The sequence below is a fragment of the Stappia sp. genome (assembly GCF_048268045.1).
Classification (GTDB): Bacteria; Pseudomonadota; Alphaproteobacteria; order Rhizobiales; family Stappiaceae; genus Stappia.
The window spans coordinates 77,065-102,919 of sequence record NZ_JBLWWG010000007.1 but is presented as its reverse complement, the minus strand read 5'-3'; the positions used below and the strand labels follow the sequence as shown (position 1 = coordinate 102,919).

21 protein-coding genes are annotated in these 25,855 nt (G+C 64.4%); 2 read left to right on the top strand and 19 right to left on the bottom strand.

Annotated features, from left to right (window positions below):
* Nucleotides 1-35: 35 nt before the first annotated feature.
* The 13 genes from rseP to ACN0WF_RS12765 all read right to left on the bottom strand — a co-directional run bounded on the left by rseP (nucleotide 36) and on the right by ACN0WF_RS12765 (nucleotide 16,531).
* Nucleotides 36-1,172 (bottom strand): RIP metalloprotease RseP, encoded by a 1,137-nt coding sequence (rseP, locus tag ACN0WF_RS12825; protein ID WP_417773219.1) that lies wholly within the window; start codon nucleotides 1,170-1,172, stop codon nucleotides 36-38.
* 68 nt (nucleotides 1,173-1,240) lie between these two features.
* Complete coding sequence (dxr, locus tag ACN0WF_RS12820) at nucleotides 1,241-2,461, bottom strand: 1-deoxy-D-xylulose-5-phosphate reductoisomerase (RefSeq protein WP_417773218.1); 1,221 nt, start codon at nucleotides 2,459-2,461, stop codon at nucleotides 1,241-1,243.
* Nucleotides 2,462-2,464: 3 nt separating this feature from the next.
* Nucleotides 2,465-3,277, bottom strand: coding sequence for a phosphatidate cytidylyltransferase (locus ACN0WF_RS12815; protein ID WP_417773217.1), 813 nt, complete (start codon nucleotides 3,275-3,277; stop codon nucleotides 2,465-2,467).
* A gap of 53 nt (nucleotides 3,278-3,330) precedes the next feature.
* Entirely contained in the window at nucleotides 3,331-4,101 is a 771-nt protein-coding gene (locus tag ACN0WF_RS12810) for an isoprenyl transferase (protein WP_417773216.1), read from the bottom strand.
* 40 nt (nucleotides 4,102-4,141) lie between these two features.
* Nucleotides 4,142-4,705 carry a ribosome recycling factor gene (gene frr, locus ACN0WF_RS12805; RefSeq protein WP_417773215.1) on the bottom strand — a complete coding sequence of 188 codons (564 nt, stop codon included), beginning with the start codon at nucleotides 4,703-4,705 and terminating at the stop codon, nucleotides 4,142-4,144.
* Between the two features lie 182 nt (nucleotides 4,706-4,887).
* Nucleotides 4,888-5,607, bottom strand: a complete 720-nt coding sequence (gene pyrH, locus ACN0WF_RS12800; protein ID WP_417773214.1) for a UMP kinase — start codon at nucleotides 5,605-5,607, stop codon at nucleotides 4,888-4,890.
* A 142-nt stretch (nucleotides 5,608-5,749) separates the two neighbouring features.
* A complete protein-coding gene (tsf, locus tag ACN0WF_RS12795; protein ID WP_417773213.1) occupies nucleotides 5,750-6,673 on the bottom strand; it encodes a translation elongation factor Ts in 924 nt (307 codons plus the stop codon).
* A 124-nt stretch (nucleotides 6,674-6,797) separates the two neighbouring features.
* The gene (gene rpsB / locus ACN0WF_RS12790; protein ID WP_417773212.1) at nucleotides 6,798-7,592 is read right to left on the bottom strand and encodes a 30S ribosomal protein S2; all 795 of its coding nucleotides are present in this window, start codon (nucleotides 7,590-7,592) and stop codon (nucleotides 6,798-6,800) included.
* Between the two features lie 255 nt (nucleotides 7,593-7,847).
* Complete coding sequence (gene dnaE, locus ACN0WF_RS12785) at nucleotides 7,848-11,288, bottom strand: DNA polymerase III subunit alpha (RefSeq protein ID WP_417773211.1); 3,441 nt, start codon at nucleotides 11,286-11,288, stop codon at nucleotides 7,848-7,850.
* Nucleotides 11,289-11,888: 600 nt separating this feature from the next.
* Nucleotides 11,889-12,602, bottom strand: a complete 714-nt coding sequence (locus tag ACN0WF_RS12780; RefSeq protein ID WP_417773210.1) for an ABC transporter ATP-binding protein — start codon at nucleotides 12,600-12,602, stop codon at nucleotides 11,889-11,891.
* A 5-nt stretch (nucleotides 12,603-12,607) separates the two neighbouring features.
* Entirely contained in the window at nucleotides 12,608-13,897 is a 1,290-nt protein-coding gene (locus ACN0WF_RS12775; protein WP_417773209.1) for a lipoprotein-releasing ABC transporter permease subunit, read from the bottom strand.
* A 23-nt stretch (nucleotides 13,898-13,920) separates the two neighbouring features.
* Nucleotides 13,921-15,249, bottom strand: a complete 1,329-nt coding sequence (gene proS, locus ACN0WF_RS12770) for a proline--tRNA ligase (RefSeq protein ID WP_417773208.1) — start codon at nucleotides 15,247-15,249, stop codon at nucleotides 13,921-13,923.
* A gap of 655 nt (nucleotides 15,250-15,904) precedes the next feature.
* Nucleotides 15,905-16,531, bottom strand: coding sequence for a hypothetical protein (locus ACN0WF_RS12765; RefSeq protein WP_417773207.1), 627 nt, complete (start codon nucleotides 16,529-16,531; stop codon nucleotides 15,905-15,907).
* 183 nt (nucleotides 16,532-16,714) lie between these two features.
* Here ACN0WF_RS12765 and trmFO point away from each other — a divergent pair, with 183 nt between their 5' ends.
* A complete protein-coding gene (gene trmFO / locus ACN0WF_RS12760) occupies nucleotides 16,715-18,130 on the top strand; it encodes a methylenetetrahydrofolate--tRNA-(uracil(54)-C(5))-methyltransferase (FADH(2)-oxidizing) TrmFO (RefSeq protein ID WP_417773206.1) in 1,416 nt (471 codons plus the stop codon).
* Between the two features lie 125 nt (nucleotides 18,131-18,255).
* Here trmFO and ACN0WF_RS12755 read toward each other — a convergent pair whose 3' ends face one another.
* The 6 genes from ACN0WF_RS12755 to yajC form a co-directional block, all read right to left on the bottom strand.
* Entirely contained in the window at nucleotides 18,256-20,184 is a 1,929-nt protein-coding gene (locus ACN0WF_RS12755) for a mechanosensitive ion channel family protein (protein ID WP_417773205.1), read from the bottom strand.
* A 104-nt stretch (nucleotides 20,185-20,288) separates the two neighbouring features.
* Nucleotides 20,289-21,161, bottom strand: a complete 873-nt coding sequence (locus tag ACN0WF_RS12750; RefSeq protein ID WP_417773204.1) for a phytoene/squalene synthase family protein — start codon at nucleotides 21,159-21,161, stop codon at nucleotides 20,289-20,291.
* A 27-nt stretch (nucleotides 21,162-21,188) separates the two neighbouring features.
* Nucleotides 21,189-21,587 carry an Mth938-like domain-containing protein gene (locus ACN0WF_RS12745; RefSeq protein WP_417773203.1) on the bottom strand — a complete coding sequence of 133 codons (399 nt, stop codon included), beginning with the start codon at nucleotides 21,585-21,587 and terminating at the stop codon, nucleotides 21,189-21,191.
* 58 nt (nucleotides 21,588-21,645) lie between these two features.
* Nucleotides 21,646-22,611, bottom strand: a complete 966-nt coding sequence (gene secF, locus ACN0WF_RS12740; RefSeq protein ID WP_417773202.1) for a protein translocase subunit SecF — start codon at nucleotides 22,609-22,611, stop codon at nucleotides 21,646-21,648.
* 16 nt (nucleotides 22,612-22,627) lie between these two features.
* Nucleotides 22,628-24,238, bottom strand: coding sequence for a protein translocase subunit SecD (gene secD / locus ACN0WF_RS12735; protein WP_417773201.1), 1,611 nt, complete (start codon nucleotides 24,236-24,238; stop codon nucleotides 22,628-22,630).
* 72 nt (nucleotides 24,239-24,310) lie between these two features.
* Entirely contained in the window at nucleotides 24,311-24,646 is a 336-nt protein-coding gene (gene yajC / locus ACN0WF_RS12730; RefSeq protein ID WP_417773200.1) for a preprotein translocase subunit YajC, read from the bottom strand.
* Between the two features lie 269 nt (nucleotides 24,647-24,915).
* On the opposite strand from yajC, the gene ACN0WF_RS12725 reads away from it, so the two are divergent.
* The gene (locus ACN0WF_RS12725; protein WP_417773199.1) at nucleotides 24,916-25,815 is read left to right on the top strand and encodes an ATP-binding protein; all 900 of its coding nucleotides are present in this window, start codon (nucleotides 24,916-24,918) and stop codon (nucleotides 25,813-25,815) included.
* Nucleotides 25,816-25,855 lie beyond the last annotated feature (40 nt).

Here is a 25,855-nt window from a genome sequence, read left to right as displayed (position 1 = left end):
CCCGCCGGATCCGAAGGCAGGAAGGAGCGCGCCGCTTACAACGACGTCAGACGCATCATGTCGTTCCAGGTGGCAAACACCATGAGGAACAGGACGATGGCAATGCCGATGCGGAACCCGTACTCCTGCGCCCGCTCGCTGAGCGGCCGTCCCCGCAGGGCCTCTGCCGCGTAAAACAGCAGGTGACCACCGTCAAGCATCGGGATCGGAAGCAGGTTCAAAAGGCCGATGCTGACCGACAGAACCGCCGTCAGATTGAGCAGCGCTGCGAACCCAAGGGTCGCAACCTGACCCGAAATCTGCGCGACGCGGATCGGACCGCCAAGCTGGTCGGCCGATTCCCGTCCGGTCACGACCCGCGACAGATAGCCCGCGGTCCGCGCCACGACGAACCAGGTCTCGCGCACGCCCTCGCCGAGCGCCTCGACCGGGCCGAAGCGCTTGGTGACCACATCTTCGGCGCTGGCGCTGCGGCTGACGCCAAGCAGCCCGACACTCTGCACGTTGCCGAAGCGGTCGGTGATTTCCTCAAGCTTCGGCGTCACCGTCAGCGTCACGGCGCTCGCGCCACGTTCGACCTCCATCGACAGCGGCTGGCCAGCATGGAAGCTGATGATGCGCTGCAGGTCGGAGAAGGTCTCGATCTTCTGCCCGTCCACGGCGACGATCAGGTCGCCCGGCAGGATGCCAGCCGCCTCGGCGGCACTTTCCGGCTTCACCGCATCGACGCGGGCACTGATATCAGAGCGCCCCAGCGTGCCGAACAGCGCCGCGAAGATGACAATGGAAAGGATAAAGTTGGCGACCGGGCCGGCGGCGACGATGGCCGCGCGGCGCGCCACGGACTTGGTCTGGAACGCTCCGGCGCGTTCATCTGGCGACATGGCGTCAAGCGCGGCGCGATCGGGCGTGCTCGCCTCGTTCTCGTCGCCGGCGAATTTCACATAGCCGCCAAGCGGGATGGCACAGAGCTTCCAGCGGGTGCCATGCCGGTCGTTGCGGCCGATCAGCTCCGGCCCGAAGCCGACGGAGAATGCGTTGACCCGCACCCCGCACCAGCGCGCGACGAGAAAATGACCGAGCTCGTGGAAAAACACCACGATCGTCAGGACAAAGAGGAACGGCAGGAGATAGCCCGCAGCCGACCCGAAGAGCGATCCGATCAGTTCCATGTCGTCTCCAAATGCGGCCCCAGTGTGCGACCGTGACGTTAACAAGCCGTTGGTCCGGCGAGATCTTCTCAGGGGCCCTTGGCTGCGCCCAATTCGCCGGCGACCCGTCGCGCCCGGGCGTCGATGGCCAGCACGTCCTCGACACTCGCCGGAGCCTGCAGCGCACCTTGCCCCGAGAGCCGGTCGAGAACGCGCTCCGCGAGGGCGGAGATGTCGAGAAATCCGATGCGCCGCGCCAGGAACGCCGCCACCAGCACCTCGTCGGCAGCGTTGAGCGCGGCCGTCGCCGCGGTGCCCCTGGCCATGGCGGCTCGCGCCAGTCCAAGCGCGGGAAACCGCGCGAGATCCGGCGCCTCGAAGGTGAGCGATCCCAATGCGGCGAGATCAAGGCGTTCGCACGGGGTCTCCATCCGGCGCGGCCAGGCAAGGCAATGAGAAATCGGCGCTCGCATGTCCGGCGCGCCGAGCTGGGCCAGCACCGAACCGTCACGGTAGTGCACCATGCCATGGATCACCGACTGCGGATGGACGAGCACGTCGAGCCGCTCGTCGGCGAGCGCGAAGAGATGATGCGCCTCGATGATCTCGAAGCCCTTGTTCATCATCGTCGCGCTGTCGATGGAGATGCGCGCGCCCATGCTCCAGTTGGGATGCCGCAGCGCCGCTTCCGGCGTCACAAGCGCCATCTCGGCCAGAGAGCGGGTGCGGAACGGTCCGCCGGAGGCGGTGAGCGTCAGCTTCTCGATCTGATCGAAGTTCTGCCGCTCGAAAACCTGGAAGATGGCGCTGTGTTCCGAATCGACCGGCAGCAGCGTCGCCCCGCCTGTCCGCGCAGCCGCCATGAACAGATCGCCGCCGCAGACGAGGCATTCCTTGTTGGCCAGGGCAATGGTGGTGCCCTGCCCCGCGGCCGCCAGCGTCGGCCGCAGTCCGGCCGCACCGACAATCGCCGCCACCATCATGTCGACAGGTCGCATCGCCGCCTCGACGATGGCCCCCTCGCCGGCCGCGGTCGTGATCCCCGTTCCGGAAAGCGCCGCGGCAAGATCCGCGTAAGCCGCCGGATCGGCAACCACCGCGTGGCGCGCGCCAACGCGCTGCGCCGCCTCGGCCAGCGCGGCGGCGCTGGAGTTGGCCGTCAGCGTGTCGATCTCGAAACGGTCCGGATTGCGGGCGACCAGGTCGAGCGTGCTCGTGCCGATCGACCCGGTCGCGCCGAAAACCGAAAGCCGAAGCGGCGCACCCGCCCGGTCAGCGTCGCCGTCGGGTCGTTGCTGCTCGTTTCGCAAGGGTCACAGTCCTTGTGTGTTCAGGAACGCAGCGGCCGGATCGGCAAGCTGGCCGCCAATCGCAAGCGCCGTCAGGTAGCCAAGAACGGCGGCCCCGACGACACCGTCGATCCGGTCCATCACGCCACCATGGCCAGGAATGATCGTCCCTGAATCCTTCACGCCGAAACGGCGCTTCAGGGCCGATTCGGCAAGGTCGCCGATCTGCGCGTAGATCGAGAGCACGCCAGCGGCCAGGATCCAGGCGAACGCGGGGGCAAGCGCGGAGAAACCAGACGTCACCGCGCCGACGACAAGCGCGCCGCCAAGGCCTCCGAGCGCGCCACTCCAGGTCTTCTTGGGCGAGACCCGCCGCCACAGCTTCGGTCCGCCGACCTTGCGGCCAACGAAATAGGCGACAATGTCCGTCACCCAGACCACGAGGAAGAGGAACAGGATCAACAGCGCCCCTTCCGATCCCTGTCGCAGCACAATCAGGACGATGCCCGTCGCTCCCGCGTAGAGGGTCCCGCAGGCAAGCCAGCGGTTCGGCGCATGGCTGCGCGCCAGACCCGACAGATAGAGACCGAGCGCCACGACAAAAAGAATGCCGAAGGCCGTCTGCGCATCACCGAGATACGTCAGCAGCAGAACCGCCAGCACGCCGACATGGGCCACGGGGGCAGCGACGAGGTCTCCCCCTGCCCCGACGATCACGCTCCATTCGCGCAGGAGAACCGTCGCCAGCAGCGCCGACATCAGCGCAAAGGCGATGCCGCCGAAGTAGATCAGCGCGAGCGCGGCAGGAACAAGGAGCGCTGCCGAAAGAGTCCGCAAGGCAAGCTCGCTCGCCCCACGAGGGCCCGGATCACCTCCTCCGGCATCGCCCGTCATCTTGCCACTTTCGCGGAAAGCCCACCGAAACGCCTGTCGCGCGCCGCATAGGCGGCAAAGGCGCGATCGAGCGCCGTTTCGTCAAAATCGGGCCAATGCAATTCCGAGAAATAGAACTCGGCATAGGCCGCCTGCCAGAGCAGGAAATTCGAAAGACGCTGTTCCCCGCTCGTGCGGATGATGAGGTCGGGATCGGGAAGATCGGCGGTGTCGAGACCGCCCGCCAGGCATTCTTCGTCCACATCCTCGGGCGAAAGACGACCGGCGGCGACCTCCTCGGCAAGCTTGCGCGCCGCCCGGGCGATCTCATTGCGCCCGCCGTAGTTGAAGGCAACGACGAGACGCATGCCCGTGTTGTCGCGCGTCAGCGCCTCGCCTTCCTCGATGAGACCGAGGATGGAGCGGTCGAGGCCGTGGCGCTCGCCAATCATCGAGACCCGCACGTTCTGGCGGTGAAGCTCCGCGATATCCCGGCGGACGAACCGCTCAAGCAGGTTCATCAGGAAGCCGACTTCGGCGGCCGGACGGTTCCAGTTCTCGGAGGAGAAAGAGAAGATCGTCAGAACCTTGACGCCACGCGCGGCGCAATGGCCGACGGTGCGCCGCAGTGCGGCAACCCCGGCCCGGTGCCCCTCGGTGCGCGGCAGGCCGCGTGACACGGCCCACCGTCCATTGCCATCCATGATCACGGCAACGTGTCGCGGCACCCCGTCGCGCGCGCCCGCCTCCGCCTCAGCGGAGACGTCGAGGTCTGCCGTCACCGTCATCGGATGCTCCTGTCCCAAAGTCCCTCCTCCCGGTCTCGCGTCAGACCTGGGAGATTTCCTGTTCCTTCTTGGCGAGGGTCGAATCGATCTCGGAGATCATCTCGTCCGTCATCTTCTGAACGCGGTCGGCCGAAACGCGGCTCTGATCCTCGCCGATGTCGCCATCCTTCTCGAGCTTCTTCAGCGTGTCCATGCCATCACGGCGGACGTGGCGCACGGCGACCTTGGCCTGCTCGGCATATTTGTGAGCGAGCTTGATCAGGTCCTTGCGGCGCTCTTCGTTGAGCTCGGGAATCGGCAGGCGCAGTGTCATGCCGTCGACGACCGGGTTGAGGCCCAGGTTCGAATCGCGGATGGCGCGCTCGACCTTGCCAACCATGGTCTTGTCCCACACGGCGACCGAAATCATGCGCGGCTCCGGCACGCTGACGGTCGCGACCTGGTTGAGAGGCATCTGCGAGCCATAGGCCTCGACCGTGACCGGATCGAGCATCGTGGACGAAGCCCGGCCCGTGCGCAGCCCACCCAGATCGCTCTTCAGCGAATTGAGCGCGCCCGTCATGCGACGCTCGAGATCCGCGTAGTCCACATCCTGGTCGGCCATATCCATGTCTCCGCTTGCACTGGCGTTTTGACCGCCCCCGCATGGGGAACGGTCTTTGTGCGTCTTATTTCCATGACGGACAGGGGAAACGCAAGCGCTTCCAGCCACGCACCATGGGATGAAGCGCTTGAAACACCGGATTGCGGGGCGCGGCGAAGCACACCCGCCGCCGGCACGCCGGCTCAGTCCGAGATGACGGTGTACAGTCCCGCGCCGTTCATAACGTCGACCAGCGCGCCCGGCGTGCGGATCGAGAACACGATGACCGGAATACGGTTGTCGCGCGCAAGGGCGATCGCCGTTGCGTCCATCACCTTTAGGTCGCGGCCCAGAACCTCGCCCGGCGTCAGCGTGTCGTAACGCTCCGCATCGGGCACCTGCTTGGGATCGGCAGAGTAGACACCATCGACGCTGGTCCCCTTGAGGAACGCGTCGCACCGCATTTCGGCCGCGCGCAGCGCAGCGCCGCTGTCGGTGGTGAAGAACGGATTGCCCGTGCCACCCGCAAAGACGATGACGTCGCCGTCCTCCATGTAGCGCTCGGCGCTACGCTGGGTGAAGGTCTCGCAGATGGAGGGAACCGGAACGGCGGACAGGACGCGCGCGGGAACGCCAAGACGGCGCAGTGCGTCGGCCAGTGTCAGGGAGTTCATGACGGTGGCGAGCATGCCCATGTGGTCGCCGGTGACCCGATTACCGCCCTTGGCGGCCACGGCAACGCCGCGAAAGATGTTGCCGCCGCCGACGACGACCCCGACCTGGGCTCCCAGGCTGACCGCCTCGGCGATTTCCTTGGCCACCCGGTCGACGGTCTCCGGATCGATCCCGAAGTCCTGCGATCCCATCAGCGCCTCGCCCGAGAGTTTTACGAGCACGCGCCGCCAGCGAAGTTTTCTCGACATTTTTTTCTCGTCGTTATGGTTTTCCGGGTGACGCCGGAGCGCATGCGCTCACGTTGACCCGCACGGTCGCGACGTCGTTTCCCGCGACCGTCAGTGCACAGAAAAAAGGCGCCGGTTTGACCGGCGCCTTGTTGCTTGCGGCTCAGTTGCCTACCGCTGCCGCGACTTCCGCCGCGAAGTCCGTCTCTTCCTTCTCGATCCCTTCGCCAAGGGCGAAGCGAACGAAGCCGGTGAGCTTGACCGGGGAACCGATTTCCTTGCCGAACGCCTCGACGGCCTGCTCGACGGTCTTGTCCGGATCGATGACGAAGGACTGCTTGGTCAGCGTCACTTCCTCATAGAACTTGCGCAGACGGCCCTCGACCATCTTCTCGATGATGTTTTCCGGCTTGCCCGACTCGCGCGCCTGCTCGGAAAAGATCTGGCGCTCGCGGTCGACGACGGCCGGATCGAGATCCTCGACGCCGAGCGACAGCGGGTTGGTCGCGGCAACGTGCATCGCGATCTTGCGGCCGAATGCGGTCACCGCCTCGGCGTCGCCCTCGGTCTCGAGGCCGACCAGAACGCCGATCTTGCCGAGACCATCGGAGATGGCGCCATGGACGTAGGTCGCGACCGCGCCCTTGGAGACGGAAACGACGGCGGTGCGACGCAGCGACATGTTCTCGCCGATCGTTGCGATCGAGTCCTTGATGGTGTCGCTGACGGACTTGTCGGAGCCTGGGAAGGTGGCGTTGCCAAGAGCCTCGACGTCGCCATCGGCGGACAGGGCAGCCTTGGAGGTGCCGGAAACGAGGGCCTGGAAGCCGTCGTTGCGTGCCACGAAGTCGGTCTCGGAGTTCAGCTCGACGACAGCAGCCTTCGTGCCCTCGGATGCGACGCCGACCAGACCTTCGGACGCAACGCGGTCGGCCTTCTTGGCGGCCTTGGCGAGACCCTTGGTACGCAGCCAGTCGATGGCTGCTTCCATGTCGCCGTTGTTCTCGGTCAGGGCTGCCTTGCAGTCCATCATGCCCGCGCCGGTCTTCTCGCGGAGCTCTTTCACCATTGCAGCGGAAATGCTCATTAGTCGCCTCGTTGACGGGTGTTCACCCCGGCAGGCTTAGCCGAGGCCTCACGTAAGGTTTATGACAAAGACGTACGACAGAACGGCAACCGGCGGCCACGAGGGCCGCCGGAGCCGTATCAGGTCATTCGACCGCTGCTGCCGGGGCGTCCTCGGCAACGCCTTCCTCGGCGGCCAGAACCGGCTCGACCGGCGCTTCCTCGGCCGAACCGACGTCGATGCCCATGCCACCCTGGGCGCGGGAAATGCCGTCGATGGCGGCGCGTGCGATCAGGTCGCAGTAGAGGCCGATGGCACGGCCGGCGTCGTCATTGCCCGGAACCGGGTAGTCGATGCCGTCGGGATCGCAGTTGCTGTCGACGATGGCAGCGACCGGAATGCCCAGGCGACGGGCTTCCTGGATCGCGATGGCCTCGCGATTCGTGTCGATCACGAAGATCAGGTCCGGAAGACCACCCATGTCCTTGATGCCGCCAAGGTTACGCTCGAGCTTCTCGCGCTCGCGATCAAGGAACAGACGCTCCTTCTTGGTCAGGCCGCTCGGGCTGCTCAGCGTCTCTTCGACCTTGCGCAGGCGCTGGATCGACTGGGAGATGGTCTTCCAGTTGGTCAGCATGCCACCAAGCCAACGGGCGTTGACGTGGTACTGGGCCGAACGGCGAGCTGCCTCGGCGACCGGCTCCTGCGCCTGGCGCTTGGTGCCGACGATGAGAACGCGACCGCCCTGGGCGACCTTGTCGGACACAACCTTCAGCGCCTGATGCAGGAGCGGAACGGTCTGAGCCAGGTCGAGAATGTGGATGTTGTTGCGAACGCCGAAGATGTAGGGACCCATCTTCGGATTCCAGCGGTGCTTCTGGTGACCGAAGTGGACACCGGCTTCCAGCAGCTGGCGCATAGTGAAATCGGGCAGGGCCATGGCCTTGCTTCTCCTTAGATTTTCCGGTTGTACCTCCGCAGGGCGTGCCTTCGCTCGCGCGTCGACACCGGATGGACCCCGTCCGTGACGAAAACCGACCCTGCGTGTGGAATGCGCGCGTTATAATCTCGCGCACGGCTCAAGACAAGCCCGCAGGCCCTCCGAAATCGCACAAACGCACAATTCCATCCATCTGCGGACGGTGAAAACCCCGCCAGCGCCCGCAAGCGTCGCCCGGAACAGCCTGACGTTAGGTCAGGAAAGCTGCACCTCGACCACGCCGGGAATCGTTTTCATGGCGCCGGCAATCTGTGGCGAGAGCCGGTAGCCGCCCGGCAGCTTTACCTCGACTTCACGTGCGCCATTGTCGAGAAGCACGACGACGCTCACCTCCCCCTCGCCGCGCTCGCCGAGATGTCGGGGCAACCGCCGGGCGGCATCCGGATCGCGCAGGAACACCGTGAGGTTCTGCTGCACGCGCGCCGCCTCGTCCTCCAGCGGGCGAACCGACTGGATGCGCAGGCTCGGCTCGTCGTCGCGCATGTCCGCTCCCACAAGCAGCACCACGGAACGCCCCGGCTCGACCGCGTCGCGAAACTGGGCCAACGCCTCGGAAAACAGCAGCGCCTCATACTGGCCCGTCGGGTCGGAAAGCCGCACGATGCCCATGCGGTTGCCGGAGCGGGTCTTGCGCTCCTGGCGCGCCAGAACGGTTCCCGCAAGGCGGCCGGCGCTCGCTCCCTGCTTCACCGCCTGGGCGAATTCGCTCCACATCTGCACCCGCATTCGCTTCAGCAGCGGCAGGTAGGAATCGAGCGGATGGGCGGACAGATAGAAGCCGATGGCACCCTGCTCCCGCTGCAACTGCTCCTCAGCCAGCCACGGCTCGGCGTCCGGCAGATGCACCGTCTCGCCTTCCGCGCCGCCGCCGAACATGTCGTTCTGACCGCTAAGAGCCTGTTCCTCGGTGCGTTGCGACACACCGACGATTCGCTCGATGCCGGCCGAAAGCCGGGCCCGTACCTGCTCGAGTACATCGAACGCGCCGGCATTGATCAGGCTTTCCAGGATCCGCTTGTTGAGCTGCTTGGCGCTCACCCGGCCGGCGAAATCGCCAAGGGTCCGGAAAGGCCGGTCGCCGCGCATCTCGATGATGTGCTCGACCGCCCCTTCGCCCACTCCCTTGATCGCCCCCATGGCGTAGCGGATGGCATTGCCCTCGACGGTGAAATGCACGCCCGAGCGGTTGACGCAGGGCGGGCGCACCGGAATGCGCATGCGCTTGGCCTCGACGCAGAAGTCCGACAGCTTGTCGGTATTGCCGAGATCCAGCGTCATGGAAGCCGCCATGAACTCCACCGGATGGTTCGCCTTCAGCCAGGCGGTCTGATAGGAGACGAGCGCATAGGCGGCCGCGTGCGACTTGTTGAAGCCGTAGTTGGCGAACTTCGCAACGAGGTCGAAGATCGTGCCCGCCTGCCCCTTGTCGACGCCGCGCTCGACAGCGCCATCGACAAAGCGGGCGCGCTGCACCTCCATCTCCGCGGCGATCTTCTTGCCCATGGCGCGGCGCAGCAGATCGGCTTCGCCGAGCGAGTAGCCCGATAGCACCTGGGCAATCTGCATCACCTGCTCCTGGTAGACGATGATGCCGTTCGTCTCCTTCAGGATCGGTTCGAGCAGAGGATGCAGATAGTCCGCTTCCTGCTCGCCGTGCTTGACCGCATTGTAGACCGGGATGTTGTCCATCGGGCCGGGTCGATAGAGCGCGACAAGCGCGATGATATCCTCGAAGCGGTCCGGCTTCATGCCTGCGATGGCCCGGCGCATGCCCTGGCTTTCAAGCTGGAACACGCCCACGGTCTCGCCGGCGGCAAGCAGCCGATAGGTCGCCGGGTCGTCCATCGGCAATCCGGCGATGTCGACCTCGATGCCCTTGTCGGCGATCAGCTTCACCGCTGTGTCGATCACCGTCAGCGTCTTCAGGCCGAGGAAGTCGAACTTCACCAGACCGGCCTGCTCCACCCACTTCATGTTGAACTGGGCGACCGGCATGTCGGAGCGCGGATCGCGGTAGAGCGGCACGAGCTGCTCGAGCGGCCTGTCGCCGATGACCACGCCGGCGGCGTGCGTCGAAGCGTGGCGGTAGAGCCCCTCGAGCTTCTGCGCCATCTCCAGAAGCTTGGCGACGGTCTCGTCATCGTCGCGCGCCTCCTGCAACCGAGGCTCATCGCGGATCGCCTGTTCCAGCGTCACCTGCTGGCCCGGTGCCGCCGGCACCATCTTCGACAGACGGTCGACCTGACCATAAGGCATCTGCAGCACACGGCCGACGTCACGCAGCACGGCGCGCGCCTGCAGTGTTCCGAAGGTGATGATCTGCGCCACCTGCGCCCGCCCGTATTTGTCCTGGACGTAGCGGATCACCTCTTCGCGCCGGTTCTGGCAGAAATCGATGTCGAAATCCGGCATCGACACGCGTTCAGGATTAAGAAATCGCTCGAAGAGGAGCGCATAACGCATTGGATCTAGATCGGTAATCGTCAACGACCACGCAACCAGAGAGCCAGCACCCGAACCACGGCCCGGCCCGACCGGAATGTCATGCGCCTTCGCCCACTTGATGAAGTCGGCAACGATCAGGAAGTAGCCGGGAAACCGCATACGCTCAATGATACCGAGCTCGTAGTCGAGCCGCTTCCAGTAGTCCTCTTCCGGCATGTCCGGCGCGAGGCCATGCGCCTCGAGCCGCTGCACGAGCCCCTCCTTCGCCTGCCGGCGCAGCTCCTCCACCTCGGCGGCGAAAGCGGCTTCCGGGTCGGCGGAGGCACCGGCGAACTGCGGCAGGATGGGCTTGTGCTTGAGCGGTCTGGTCAGGCAGCGGCGAGCGATCTCCACCGTGTTGGCGGTCGCCTCTGGCAGATCGGAGAAGACCTCCAGCATTTCCGCGCGCGTCTTGAACCGATGCTCCGGCGTCAGCCTGCGGCGGTCATCCTCGGCGATCACCCGGCTTTCGGAAATACAGATGAGCGCATCATGCGCCTCGTAGTCGTCGGCGGTGGCGAAGAAGGGCTCATTGGTCGCGACGAGCGGCAGGCCCATGTCGTAGGCGGCCGCGATCATCTCCGGCTCGCACGCCACCTCGTCTGCCAGACCGTGGCGCTGCAACTCGACATAGAGCCGGTCGCCGAAGCCCTCGGCAAGCACACCGAGCCGCGCCCGCGCCTTGTCCGTATCTCCGGCGATAATGGCCTGGCCGACAGGTCCGGCGGCTCCGCCCGTGAGCAGGATGACACCCTCGGCATGGGCGCAAAGCCGCTCGGCGGTGACATGCGCCCGGGTCGAGGGATCTGTATCGAGATAGGCGCGGCTCACCACATCCATCAGGTTGGCGTAGCCCTCGTCGCCGGCGGCGATCAGCACGACCTCGCTCAGGTGCACCGTCTCCCGGCCGCGCTTGACGCCACCATCGCAGAAGTCGACCGGAATCTGTACGCCGACGAGCGGCTGCACGCCGGAGCCCCAGGCCTTCTCGGAGAATTCGAGCGCGCTGAAAAGATTGGAGGTGTCGGTAACGGCGATCGCAGGTTGCTTATCGGCCTTGGCAAGGTCGAGAAGCCGGCCGAGCTGCAAGGCACCCTCAAGCAGCGAATAGGCGGAATGGGTCCTGAGATGTACGAAGCCGACGTCGTCCATGGCGCTTACCGGGATGCTGGGTTTTCGCGCGATCACGGCACCTTGTCGCAAGGCCCGCCCGCAGCGCCAGTCTTCCCCCCGCGTCGCCCCCCTGTCGAGCCAAAGCACCCGCCGGTCCCCAGAAAGACGCCCCGCCTGGGGATCGTTTCACCCGCGACCTCCGCCCGCTCCGGTTGCCCGAACGGACATCGGCGGCTTCAGACGGCCAGGAGTTCAGCCACGACATTGCCCCAGACCAGCAGCGTCACAGTGAAGAGCGAAAGCGCTCCGAAAGCGATAACATCCTGAACGGTCTCTCGAATTTCTGTGAACATGGCGCCCTCCCGTGTTCCGTGGTTCCGATGAGGATTATTATGTTCACTATTTGTTCTTTTGGCAATACCCGCAATTTCAGGCACGGCCGGGATGGTAAACGCCGAGTAAAGCCCCGCAACCGCCGCGCGCGGCACACTGCCTTGCCAACACAGGCAACCAAAAGAAACAGAGACACCGGGGAAGAAAGGAGGGTGAGCAGCACAAGCGCGCCGCAAGCGTCCGGCTTCGCGACTGCTGGCAAACGGCGGGCAAGCGCTCACAAAAGGAGAGGAAGCGTCTGCCGGCTCAGAGCTCGACCACCTGCTGGTCGCGCAAGGTGATGCGCCGATCCATCTTGCCGGCGAGTTCCATGTTGTGCGTGGCGATCAGCGCCGCGAGCCCGGAGGCCCTGACCAGCGCGACAAGCGCTTCGAACACATAGGAGGAGGTCACCGGATCGAGATTGCCGGTGGGCTCGTCGGCGAGAAGAATGCTCGGCGCATTGGCGACCGCGCGGGCGATGGCCACCCGCTGCTGCTCGCCGCCGGAAAGCTCCGAGGGGCGATGGTCGGCGCGGTTGCCAAGCCGCATGTACTCAAGCAGCTGAGCGGCGCGCTGGCGCGCCTCCGACTTCTCCAGCCCGCGAATGAGCTGCGGCATCATCAGGTTCTCCAACGCCGTGAACTCCGGCAGGAGATGATGGAACTGATAGACGAAACCGATCTTGTTGCGCCTGATACGAGTCCGCTCGATATCCGCAAGCCTGCCGCACTCGACGCCGTCGATATGGATCTCGCCGCTGTCCGGGCGCTCCAGCAGGCCGGCGATCTGCAACAGCGTCGACTTTCCCGCGCCGGAAGGCGCAACCAGCGCCACCACCTCGCCCGGATGCAGAGCGAGGTTGGCGTTGGAGAGAATGTCGAGACGCCCCTCGCCTTCGCGAAAGCCGCGGCTGATCCCGGCAAGCACCAGCGGCAGGGGGGCGACGGTCGTGTCCATGTCGATGTCCGATGCGGCCATGGTGGTCATTCGTAGCGCAACGCCTCGACCGGATCGAGCTTCGCCGCCCGCCAGGCCGGGTAGAGCGTCGCAAGCAGCGACAGCACCATGGCCATGATCACCACCGTCGCCGTCTCTCCGGAATCCATATCCGCCGGAAGCCGGCTCAGGAAATAGAGCTCCGGCGAGAACAGCTCGGTGCGCGTCATCCAGGAGATTGCCTGGCGGATGCTCTCGATGTTGAGGCAGACGATAAAGCCAAGCACGAAACCGGCGAGCGTGCCCACGATGCCGATGCTGGCGCCGGTGATCACGAAGATGCGCATGATCGCACCGCGCGTCGCACCCATCGTGCGCAGGATCGCGATGTCGCGGCCCTTGTCCTTCACCAGCATGGTCATGCCGGAAATGATGTTCAGCGCGGCGACGATGACGATCAGCATGAGGATCAGGAACATGACGTTCCGCTCCACCTCCAGCGCCGAGAAAAAGGTGACATTGCGCGCACGCCAGTCGCTGACGAAGGTCTGCCTACCCGCTCCCTCCTCGATGAGCGGACGCAGCGCGCCAACCCTGTCGGGATTGTCGGTAAAGACCTCGATGCCGGTGACGATGCCTTCCTGATTGAAGTAGAGCTGCGCCTGCGACAAGGGCATGAAGGCTATGGTGCTGTCATATTCCGACATGCCGATCTCGAAGATCGCGGTCACCGGATATCCCTTCACCCTGGGCGTCACGCCAAGCGCGGTGACATTGCCCTTGGGAATGATGACGGTGACCATATCGCCGACGGCGACGCCGAGCTGGCGCGCCATGCGCGTGCCGATGGCAATGCCGTCGCTCTGATCAAAATTCTCGAACGAGCCCGAACGCACATTCCCGGCAACGAGCGGCAGCTTGGCGAGATCCGTGCCGCGCACGCCGCGCACCAGCGCGCCGAACGAGCCAGCGGGCCCCGAAACCAGCGCCTGCCCCTCGACGAACGGCATGGTGAAGGTCACCCCCTCGAGGTTCTCGATTCGCGCCGCCACCGCATCATAGTCGTCGAGCTCGCTGCCGATCGGCTGGATGAGCAAATGCCCGTTGATGCCAAGGATCTTGGTCAGCAATTCGGCGCGAAAGCCATTCATCACCGCCATGACGATGATCAGCGTCGCCACGCCAAGCATGATGCCGAGGAAGGAAAAGCCGGCAATGACCGAAATGAACGCCTCGCGCCGGCGCGAGCGGAGATAACGCCCGGCGAGCATCCATTCGAAAGCGGCGAACGGCCGTGTGTCACCTGGCTGCTTCGTGGCTTTCGCGGCTGCGCTCATGCCTTTTCCCTAAAACTCCCGACTCACTGGCCGAGATCGGTCACAAGCCGATTGACGGCTTCTTGCGGCGAAAGCGTGACACGCTCGCCGGACGCACGGTTCTTGAGCTCCACGACGCCGTCCTTGAGGCCGCGCGGACCGACGATAAGCTGCCACGGCAGACCGATGAGGTCCATGGTGGCGAACTTGGCGCCCGCACGCGTGTCGACGTCATCCACAAGCACGTCGAGCCCCGCGCCGGAGAGCTGGCGCTCGAGGTCCGCGCAAGCGGCGTCCGCCTCCGCGTCGCCGGGCTTGAGATTGATCAGACCGACGTGGAACGGTGCGACGGACGCCGGCCAGACGATACCGGCCTCGTCGTGATGCGCCTCGATGATCGCTCCCAGAAGCCGCGACACGCCAACGCCGTAGGACCCCATGTGCACTGGCACGTCGGCGCCGTCCGGGCCGGCGACCTTGGCCCCCATGGGCTCGGAATACTTGGTGCCGAAGTAGAAGATGTGGCCGACCTCGATGCCGCGCGCCGACATGCGCGCCTCCTCGGGCACGGCGTCATAGGCAGCCGTGTCGTGCATTTCGTCGGTCGCCGCATAAGGCGTCGTCCAGGACTCGATGACCGGGCTCAGGTCGGACGTGAAGTCGGTGTCCTCATCGGGGATCGGCAGATCGAGGATCGCCTTGTCGCAGAACACCTCGCTCTCGCCGGTGGATGCGAGAATGATGAATTCGTGGCTCATGTCACCGCCGATGGGCCCGGTGTCGGCCCGCATCGGGATCGCCTTCAGCCCCATGCGCGCGAAGGTGCGCAGATAGGCGACGAACATGCGGTTGTAGGCGTGGCGCGCGCCTTCCTTGTCGAGATCGAAGGAATAGGCGTCCTTCATCAGGAACTCGCGGCCGCGCATGACGCCGAAGCGGGGGCGCACCTCGTCACGGAACTTCCACTGGATGTGGTAGAGGTTCAGCGGCAGATCCTTGTAGCTCTTCACCGAGGCCCGGAAGATGTCGGTGATCATCTCCTCGTTTGTCGGCCCGAACAGCATCTCGCGCTCATGGCGGTCGGTGATGCGCAGCATCTCCTTGCCGTAGGCATCATAGCGACCGCTTTCGCGCCACAGGTCCGCCGGCTGCACCGTCGGCATCAGGAGTTCCTGCGCGCCGGCGCGATTCTGCTCCTCGCGCACGATCTGCTCGATCTTGCGCAGCACACGGAGTCCCATCGGCAGCCAGGCGTAGATGCCTGCCGTCTCCTGGCGGATCATGCCGGCCCGCAGCATCAGGCGATGCGAGACAATCTCTGCTTCTTTCGGCGTTTCCTTGAGGATCGGCAGGAAATATCGGGACAGGCGCATTCGGGATCACTCGACACGTGGCGCGGACAGAAACGGTCCGACAGGGCGCGGCGGCCAGGCGCCGCAGGTTTCGGCAGTCAAAGCGCATGCGCCGGAAAAACACAAGGCCCGGCGCATCCCCGCAAGGAACATTCGCGTTCGCGACGCGCGCAACAGACGGACATCCCTCATTTCTCGCAAGTGCGAAAGCAAAAAAAATGAGCTTCGCTTGCACAAAATGGTGACAAGCCGACGACATTGGTTTATGGTCCGTTTCCATAAGAAGGCAAGAAATCGCAAGATATTCTAAGCCACACAACAGACATCGCGGTCTGAGTCTTGGGAGGAAGCACCTTCATGGCGCGCCGAAAGGCAGCTGCCCGCCGTTAAGGTTTGAATTGAACTTGGCGATTGAAGGTATGATACGCGAAACCTGAAAAAGCGAGACCTCTGGTCTCGCTTTTTTTCTTTGTGTTAGCATCCAGATGTTCGCAAAATATTCCAAGAAACGACGAATCTATTATGCCAACCGATTCCGTCGAATTTCTTCCGTTACGTTATTTCACGCCCGACGCTTTCGTTCTTTAAAAACCGAAACCGAAGTTGCCACTCTCTTCGGCAAAAAAACTGTCGAAAACGACAGTGTCCGAAGTACGGAGCCTGATCTGCCCCGTGCTCAGCTGCGGCTTTCGAACCAGGCATCGAGCGGCATGACCACCGGCGGCTCGCCATTGTCCTTCGGCCAGGAATCGATCGAGAACGCCTTGCCGCTGCCGCTTTCCCTGAGCACGGCCGTGGCATGCGGATACCGCCCGTCGAGAAAGAAGCCGCGCGCCACGGGACTGGCGACCGTGTGATGGCGCAAATATCCATGCGCGGCGGCAACCAGCAGAACGCTGGTCGTGTTGGTCGCCTCGTCGATACAGTCCATCTGGCCCGGTACGCCGGAATTGTGCAGGTCGTAGCCGCCAACATCCTTGCTCGATCCGACGACCGGGCCGATTTGCTGCTCCGACCAGGCAATGACGCGCGCAACCGCTTTGCGTTCGGCCTCCGGCGAGGCCTTGCCGGCGGCAAACATGCGCTTCATCACGGCAAGCTGCCTGCCTGAGAAATCGAACGGCGTCTTCCGGGCGCATCCAAACGCATGGCAGACATAGATCCGGTCTCCCTTCGGCGCGACGCCATTGTGAGCTCCGTACCAGGAGCCGGCCCGGCCGAGCGACTGCCCGGCGCAGCCGGCAAGCAGCAGCATGGCGGCAACGGCAAGCAAGCCACCAGTGCGCTTGCTTGCCTGACACATCACACGGCCTGTCCGCTCCCTACCGGCGCCAGTGTCTCGAATCATTGTCGTCTCCTGCCTGCAAGGGATCTCCTTATCGCGCGTTCGTTTGCCAGGCGGAAGAGGACGCGCTAAGTCACCGCTTCAAGATCGATCAGGGCCTTTCGCGCAAGCACGAAGGCCACAGACAGGGACGAAGAAAACATGCAGCCCGTTCATGTCATCGGCGGCGGCCTCGCCGGTTCCGAGGCCGCCTGGCAGCTCGCCCGTCGCGGAGTTCCCGTCGTCCTGCACGAGATGCGTCCGGTGCGCGACACCGATGCGCACAAGACAGACGGCCTGGCTGAACTCGTCTGCTCCAATTCCTTCCGCTCCGACGACGCGGAGCAGAATGCCGTCGGTTTGCTTCATGCCGAGCTGCGCGACAGCGGCTCGCTGATCATGCAGTCTGCCGACGCCAATCAGGTGCCCGCCGGCGGTGCGCTCGCGGTGGACCGCGACGGCTTCTCCGAGGCGGTGACGGCCGCACTCACCGGTCATCCGCTCATCACCATCGAGCGCGGCGAAATCACCGGCATGCCGCCCGCAGACTGGGACAGCGTCATCGTCGCCACCGGCCCGCTCACGTCGCCTGCCCTGTCGCAGGCGATCCTCGAGGCGACAGGCGAGGACGCCCTCGCCTTCTTCGACGCCATCGCGCCGATCCTGCATTTCGATTCCATCGACCTCGACACCTGCTGGTTCCAGTCGCGTTACGACAAGATCGGACCGGGCGGAACCGGCAAGGACTACATCAACTGCCCGATGGACAAGGAGCAATACGCCGCCTTCATCGACGCGCTGATCGCCGCGCCCAAGACCGAGTTCAAGGAATGGGAGGAGAACACCCCCTATTTCGACGGCTGCCTGCCAATCGAGGTCATGGCTGAACGCGGACGCGAGACCCTGCGCCACGGACCGATGAAGCCGATGGGCCTGACCAACGCGCACAAGCCGGACCAGAAGCCCTACGCAGTGGTCCAGTTGCGCCAGGACAATGCGCTCGGCACGCTCTACAACATGGTCGGTTTCCAGACGAAGCTGAAGCATGGCGCGCAGCTTGAGGTGTTCCGCACCATCCCAGGGATGGAAGAGGCTGTTTTCGCCCGGCTTGGCGGCTTGCACCGCAACACCTTCCTGAACTCGCCCAAGCTGCTCGACCGGTCCTTCCGGCTCAAGGCCCGCCCGGCACTGCGCTTCGCTGGCCAGATCACCGGATGCGAAGGTTATGTGGAATCGGCAAGCGTCGGCTGCATGGCCGGCCTCTTCGCCGCGGCCGAGAGACTTGGCCGCGACATCGCCCCGCCGCCGCCGACCACCGCCATGGGCGCCTTGCTGGAGCACATCACCGGCGGCCATATCCTGCGCGAGGATGGCGGCCCGCGCTCGTTCCAGCCGATGAACGTCAACTTCGGCCTGTTTCCGCCCATCGAGGCGCCGAAGACCGACGCGGACGGCAAACGTCTCAAGGGCAAGGACAAGACGCGGGCCAAGAAACTCGCCATGACCTCGCGCGCCCGCGCCGATTTCAGCGAATGGGGTTCGGTGGCCCTGGCGCTTGCGAACGAGCCGGTCTGCTGACCTGGCGATCCGGCTCTGCTCCGCTCTGACGGAGCGCACGAAAACGGAAAACGGCGCGCAATGACTTGCGCGCCGTTTTTTCTGTCCTCCGCGAGATGAGACCCGACAGGGCCTCTCGCCTCTTCTCAGGAGGCCCCCTCCTCGGTGGGGTTGTCCTGCCCCGCACCGCCCGCCGCGACCTGCTGCGGCAACCCGTGATCGCGACCGAGGTAGGTGACGTTCGACGGGAAGGCGAAGTTGGAGCCGCCCTGCTGCACGATCCGTGTGATCTCCACCAGAATCTGCTCCTGGATCTTCAGGAACTCGTTCCGGTCGGCTGTCGAGATGTAGGTGAAAAGTTCGATATTGAGCGAATAGTCCCCGAAGCCGACGAAAGTGACCCGCAGAGCCATCTGATCGAGCACCTTCGGGTTCTCCTCGAGAGAAAGACGGATCTTCTCGATGATGCTGAGCAGCACCGCTGCGTCGGTGTCGCGGCGCAGGCTAATGACATGATTGAGCAGGAAGCGGTCGCGCCGGCTGAAGTTGACGATCTTGCGCTTGGCGAGGTCGGAATTGGCGACGGTGATCAGCGTCCTGTCGAGCGCACGGATACGCGTCGAACGAATGCCGATTGCCTCCACCGTGCCCGACAAGCCTTCGAACTCGCAGTACTCGCCGACACGCACCATGCGGTCGGCATAAAGAATGACGCCGCCGATGAGGTTTTCCAGCGTCGGCTGGGCCGCGAGTGCCACGGCCAGACCGCCAACACCCAGGCCGGCGATGACACCGTAGACCGGGATACCGATCTGCGTTGCACCATAGCCCAGCAGAACGACCGAAAGCGCAAGACCGATCAATCGGAAGCCCGAAAGGAGAAGGCTCGAATCGAGACTCGCCGTCGGTGCCGTGGGGTTCTTCATCACCCAACTCGCGAGCAGGTCGATGGCCTGGTAGCAGAACCAGGAAACGCTGGCCCAAAGCACGGTGGCCGATACGGTTCCAACGATGACCATCGGAACGCCGGTAATGTTGACCTGGTCATTGGCCAGGAACCGGAAGCCGGCCGCGGTGAGAAGCACGACAAGGGGCAGTTGCATGCGCCGCATGCGCCGACGCACGTCCGAAAGCGGAACCGCCCGCCACCTGTTCCAGCGCTGCACGCTCACCGGAATGACAATCGAAAGGATCGCCAGCAGACCCAGCGCCAGCCATTGCCAGACGGCCTGGTCACGGAACTCGTGGCGCAACCATTGCGGCCCTTCGAGAACAAGGTCGTACCAGCGCGGCGGCACGAGATTGCCCGGCGTGTAGATATAGTAGGCGTAGAGGTCCTCGCCCTTGTCCGAATGGGAGGGGAAGACCCTCACGGCCGCATAGTCTTGCGGGATGCGCGCCACCGTTTCCTTCGAAACGAGATAGCGCACGTCGCCCTTTTCCGTTCCCGTCTGGGCAAAGACGAGGCCCGTTCCCGGCAAACGCCAGCGCTGCGGCAGGGTGGCGGCGAAATCGGGGTCCTGCGGAGCCCCAGCGGCCTTGCCCGGCACATCCTCGAGCGAAGGCATGTAGATGCGGTCGATGATCTCCTGAAACTGCAGGACGGTTTCGATCCCGACATTCTCACGGGCCGTCTGAGGCACATCACTGAGATCGAAGAGTTCCGTTGCCTTGGAGATGAGCAACTGCACGATGGCGAGCCGGCGCTTCTGGTCCTCCGACAGAAACAGGGTGTCGCCCTCGAGGAATTCATTCCTCAGCGCGATCCAGATCCGGCTGGCCTCCGCCATCAGGACAAGAAAGCTCTCCAGCGAGGCGCGCGGGCTCTTGCTGTCCGGCGGGGCGATCGGATAATCGCGCAGCAACTCCTGCAGATTGGGAATGCGGCCCTCGATTTCCTTGTCGAGATCGGAAGAAGAGAGGCTCTTTCCGCCAAGAAGAACGCTCGGCTGGAGAAATTTTTCATACGCCGCCGGCTGGGCAACTGCGGCACCGGCAACCGAAATCGTCAGAAAAGCGCCGACCGCGACAAAGAAAAGCCGAACAAGATCGCGACCTCGGCAGCCTGCGAACAAGTCAATTCCGCCACGCTTTCGATGCAGGTTCCCGGTCATTTCGCCCCCAATGATCCATAAAATCCACCCAGACCATAGAGACCAAAATTGAAACCAGTCTTAATCTAGTCGCTTGGAGCGTGCTTCCGCGCCAGCCGCACCGCCTGCCAGACATACCAGAGCTTGCGCAACCGCGAGATGTCACCGGTCATTCCGAACGGATCAAAACCGGCCTTTTCCACCCGCCGCAACGCCGGCTCCACGAGACTGGCCGGCAAGAACGCGGGCACGACGCCGCGCGGCACGCTGGCGATACGCGCGCGGGTCTGGAGGAGATGCCCCTGCGCCCGGTCGCAGAGTTCGGAGATAGCCGTGCGCAGCTGCGGCGTCGCCTTTCCGGAGAAGATGTCCTCAGGCTCCACTTCGTGGCGCGCAAGCAGATCGGCCGGCAGGTAAAGCTGGCGCCGGGCGGCGTGCCAGGGCAGCGCGCGAATAAGCCCGGCAAGCGCATAGGCGACACCGGCATGGCCGGCGGCCTCCGAGGTGCCCGGATCGCGGCCGTCGGCCAGCACGATCGCGGCAAGCTGGATCAGCGCGGAAGAGGTCTCGCCCGCGTATCCCTCAAGATCGCCGATGGTCGGCATCGGGTCGTCGTAAAGGTCGAAGGTCCGCGCCTCGATGAGATCGAGAAAAGCTCCGAGCGGAAGATTGTAGGTGGCGATGGCCGCGCGAATGGCGCCGGCAACCGGGTGTTGATCGGCATCGCCGCCAGGTTCCGCGGCAAGCGCGTCGCGCCACCACTGGAACCGGATCTCGCCGGGCATCGGGTCGGAAACGATCTCCCGAGCCCGGGCGATCTCCATGTTGAAGGCATACAGAGCTGCGAGCGCGGATCGCTTGGGCTCCGGTACGTGGAGCAGCGAGATATACCGGTCGAAGTCGAATTGCCGGACAAGCGCGAGGCAGTGCTCGCCGGCAGTCAGGGTCGGCGCTGTCATGAAGGGGAACCTAGGGCCATCGGCGGATCAGTCCACCGCAAGCAGCACCGCCGCGACGGCCCTGTCCTCGGCAAGCAGGACGTTGTAGGTGCGCACAGCCGCTCCCGTCGACATGGGATCGGACATGATGCCCGCCTCGCGCATTGCCGACTTCAGGTCCGGCGCCATGCGCGCGGGATCGCGGCCCATGCCAAGAAGAAGCACCTCGATGCCCGCCGCCTCGTCAAAGATCTTCTCGAGTGTCGCGACGGTCAGGTCGGCGGGAACCGTGGCATCGAAGCCATAGATGCCGCTGGGAATGCACAGGATCGATCCGCGATGGGACATGCCGGCGAAGCGGAAGCCGCCGTCGCCATACGCCTCGACCGGCGCCCGCCCCGGAAAATGGGCGTCCCGAATGACGATGCCTTCACCGCGCCGTGCCATGTCGCTCCCTCTGGCTGGAGGATGCGGGGTGCGCCCCCGCGTCCTCCCTCCGGCCTTGTCAGGCCTTTGCCGCGCCGTCGCCGCCCTTGGCTTCGGCCGTGCCCTTGTCATCGCCATCGCCCCCGGTTACGGCCGAAGGCCTGAGGTTCAGCGAAATCAGGAACGGAGCAGCCAGGAAGATCGACGAATAGGTGCCGATCACCACACCAAAGATCATGGCAAGCGTGAACGAGCGGATGACCTCACCGCCGAAGGCATAGAGGGCCACCAGCGCCAGCAGCGTCGTCAGAGACGTCATCACGGTACGCGACAACGTCTCGTTGATCGTGCGGTCGAGCAGGTCGGGCAGCGGCATCTTCTTGTAACGTCGAAGATTCTCGCGGATTCGATCATAAACGACGACTGTATCGTTCAGCGAATAGCCGATGATCGTCAGCACCGCCGCGATACTCGACAATGAAAACTCGAGTTGCAGCACCACGAACAATCCGAGCGTCAGCACGATATCGTTGATCGTCGTCAGGATCGCGCCGACGGCGAAATGCCACTCGAAGCGGAACCAGATGTAGAACAGGATCACCACCAGAGAGGCGACGACGGCCAGAAAACCGTCGGTCGCAAGCTCACCGGAGACACGCGGCCCGACAACCTCGACACGCCGGAACTCGACGCTCTCGCCGAAGGTCTCGCGCACGGTCTGCACGACCGCTTGCTGTTCCAGTTCACCGCCTTCGGGCTGCTGAACACGCACCAGGACCTCGTCAGGTGCGCCAAACTGCTGCACCTGCACGTCGCCCAGGTTGAGCGTGCCGAGCTGGGCGCGGATGCCGGCGACGTCCGCCGGCGACTCCATGGTCTTTATCTCGAAGACCGTGCCGCCCTTGAAATCGATGCCGAAGTTCAGCCCGACCGAGAAAAACAAAGCGATCGAAGCGACGAACAGCACCGCCGAGGCGGGAAACGACAGGCGACGGAACCGCATGAAGCGGAACTTGGTGTCGTCGGGGATGAGTTTGAGCAACATGAGCTTGGTCCCCGGGTCAGAGCGTCAGATGGCTCGGCCGCTTCCGACGCACCCACAGCGCGACCAGCAGGCGCGACACGGTGAAGGCGGTGAAGACGGTCGTGAAGATACCGATCGCAAGCGTCACGGCAAAGCCGCGGATCGGACCCGAACCCAGATTGAAGAGGATCAGCGCTGCGATCAGTGTGGTGACGTTCGCATCGAGGATGGTGCCGAGCGCGCGGGAATAGCCCGCGTCGATGGCGCTGATCGCCGAGCGCCCTGCCCTGGCCTCCTCGCGTATGCGCTCAAAGATCAGCACGTTGGCGTCGACCGCCATGCCGATGGTCAGCACGATGCCGGCGATGCCGGGCAACGTCAGCGTCGCCTGCAGGAAGGTCAGCGCCCCGAAGACGAGAAGCACGTTCACCGCAAGCGCCACGTCGGCGATAACACCGAAGCGTCCGTAGGTCAGGATCATGAAGACCACGACGAGCCCTGCGCCGATGAAGGACGCAAGCTGTCCGGCGTCGACCGAATCCTGGCCGAGGCCCGGACCGATGGAACGCTCCTCGACGACGGTAAGCTTGGCCGGCAGCGCGCCGGCGCGCAGGAGCACGGCAAGATCATTGGCGCTTTCGACGGTGAAGCTGCCCGAGATCTGGCCCGAGCCGCCGGTGATCGGCTCGCGGATGACCGGAGCGGAAATCACCTCGTTGTCGAGAACGATGGCGAACGGACGTCCGACATTGCGCTGTGTGACGACGGAGAAGGTCCGCGCGCCGGAGGTGTTGAACTGGAAGTTCACCACAGGCTCGTTGGTATTGGAATCGAAGGACACCTGAGCGCCGCGAAGGTCCTCGCCCGTCAGCAGCGGAGCCTCGTCGAGCAGGTAGGGCAGCGGGGGATCGTCACCGGAGTACATCACAACCGTTCCAGCCGGCGGGCGCGAGGAAAGCGCCTGTTCAGCCGACATGGACTGGTTGACGAGATGGAAGGTAAGCTGCGCGGTCTGGCCGACCAGATCCTTGAGGCGCTGCGGATCGCCCTCGCCCGGCGCCTCCACCAGAATACGGTCGTCGCCCTGGCGCTGGATGCTGGGTTCGGTCGTGCCGAACTCGTCGAGACGAAGCCGGATGACCTCGATCGACTGCTGAACCACCGAGTTGAGGCGCTGGGTCAGGCCGGCATCGGTGAAGGAGAAGCGAATCAGGCCGTCATCGGCAACCGCAATCTGAAACTCATTCACCGCGGCGCCGCCGAAGACCGAGTTGTTCAGCGGATTGGTCAGCTCCGACAGCCGCTTGCGCGCATCCTCGAGGCGGGAAAGATCGCGAATGCGAACCTGCACCGTCTGCCCCTGCACGCCGAGGCCGGTGTAGCCGATGCGCTGGTCCTCGCGAAGGCGCTGGCGAACCTCGCCCTCGAGCGTCTTCAGCCGCTTCTGGATGTAGTCGGTCCGGTCGATCTCGTAGAGCAGGTAGGCACCGCCCTGAAGATCCAGACCGAGAACGATCTGCCGCTTGGGCATCCAGTTCGGCAGCGAAGCCAGCGTGGCCGGCGACAGGAAGTTCGGCAGGGTGGAGATTGCCCCGGCGAGGATGACGAGGACGATCAGAACGATCTTCCAGCGCGCGAAATAGAGCATGGCGATGCCGTTTCCGGTGTTCCGCGCGGCCCCAGGGGCCGCGCGGGAAAAGAAAAGAAGATCGGGCGGCGCTTAGCCGTTTTCCTTGACCGGCTCGGTCTTCGAGCGGACTTCCGTGATCATCGAGCGGACGACGCGGATCTTGACGCCCTCAGAGATCTCGACCTGGACTTCACCCTCGTCGACGACCTTGGCGATCTTGCCGATCAGGCCGCCGGAGGTGACCACCGTGTCGCCACGGCGCAGATTGGAGACCAGCTCCTGATGCTGCTTCATCCGCTGGCGCTGCGGGCGGATGATCAGGAACCACATGATCACGAAGATCAGGACGAACGGAAGGAACTGGACAAGCATCCCAACGCCGCCGGCGGCTCCGGCACCTTGCGCGAAAGCGGGTGTAATCAGCATAGGCATCTCCTGTGCAAGGCGCGTTTCTCGAGAACGGAGGGTGGCGGTACGGCTTTTGCCGTCGCGACTGCCCCATTCCGGCGCATGAACCAAAGTCGCGCGGACTATACAAGCCGCGCCCGTCTTTGCAAGGCGAACCGGAGCTTCGCGGCACGCGCGGAATGCGCGCTTTGGCCACACGCTCGGTCATGCTAGGGAAGCCATTCGGGGCATCGCGTTGCACGCAATCCCTCCCCCTTCCCAAAGCACTTACCAGGCATGGCGTAGATATGGATCAATCGAACCTGCACAAGGGCGACCTCGACACAATCGCACGGCGTCTCGACACCCTTATCGAGTTGATCGCCCGCGCCGTGCCGGCGGAGCCGCGCAAAACCGACTTCGAGGCCGCCGATGCCTTCGTCTGGAACGCCGGTTCATCGGAGCTGGAAGCGGTCGAGCGCGTCAACCGCGTCGACATCGCCCTGCTGCAGGGCGTCGAGCGCGCCCGCGACCAGCTTGTCGCCAACACCACCCGCTTCGCCAGAGGGTTCGCCGCCAACAACGTTCTCCTGTGGGGCGCGCGCGGCATGGGCAAGTCGTCGTTGGTCAAGGCCGCCCACGCCCGCATCAATGCCGATCTCGAGGCGTCGGGAAGCCGGGAACGCCTCAAGCTCGTGGAGATCCACCGGGAGGATATCGAAAGCCTGCCGACGCTGATGCGGATCGTGCGGGCCAGCGGCCACCGAACAATCGTCTTTTGCGACGACCTGAGCTTCGACTCGGGCGATGCCTCCTACAAGTCGCTCAAGGCCGCGCTCGACGGCGGCATTGAAGGACGCCCGGCGACGGTTCTCTTCTACGCCACCTCCAACAGGCGCCATCTGCTGCCGCGCGACATGATCGAGAACGAAAGTTCGACGGCGATCAATCCAGGCGAAGCGGTCGAGGAGAAGGTGTCGCTGTCGGATCGATTCGGCCTGTGGCTCGGCTTCCACAAATGCAGCCAGGATGAGTATCTCGCCATGATCGAGGGCTACGTCGCCCACTATGGCCTCGCCTACGATCCCGCCCGCCTGCGCGCCGAGGCGCTCGAGTGGTCGACGACGCGAGGCAGCCGCTCGGGCCGTGTTGCCTTCCAGTTCATCCAGGACCTGGCCGGCCGTCTGGAGCGCAATCTCGGCGCGTGATCACACAGTGATTTCCGCGCGCAGGTTGATCCCTGAGCGC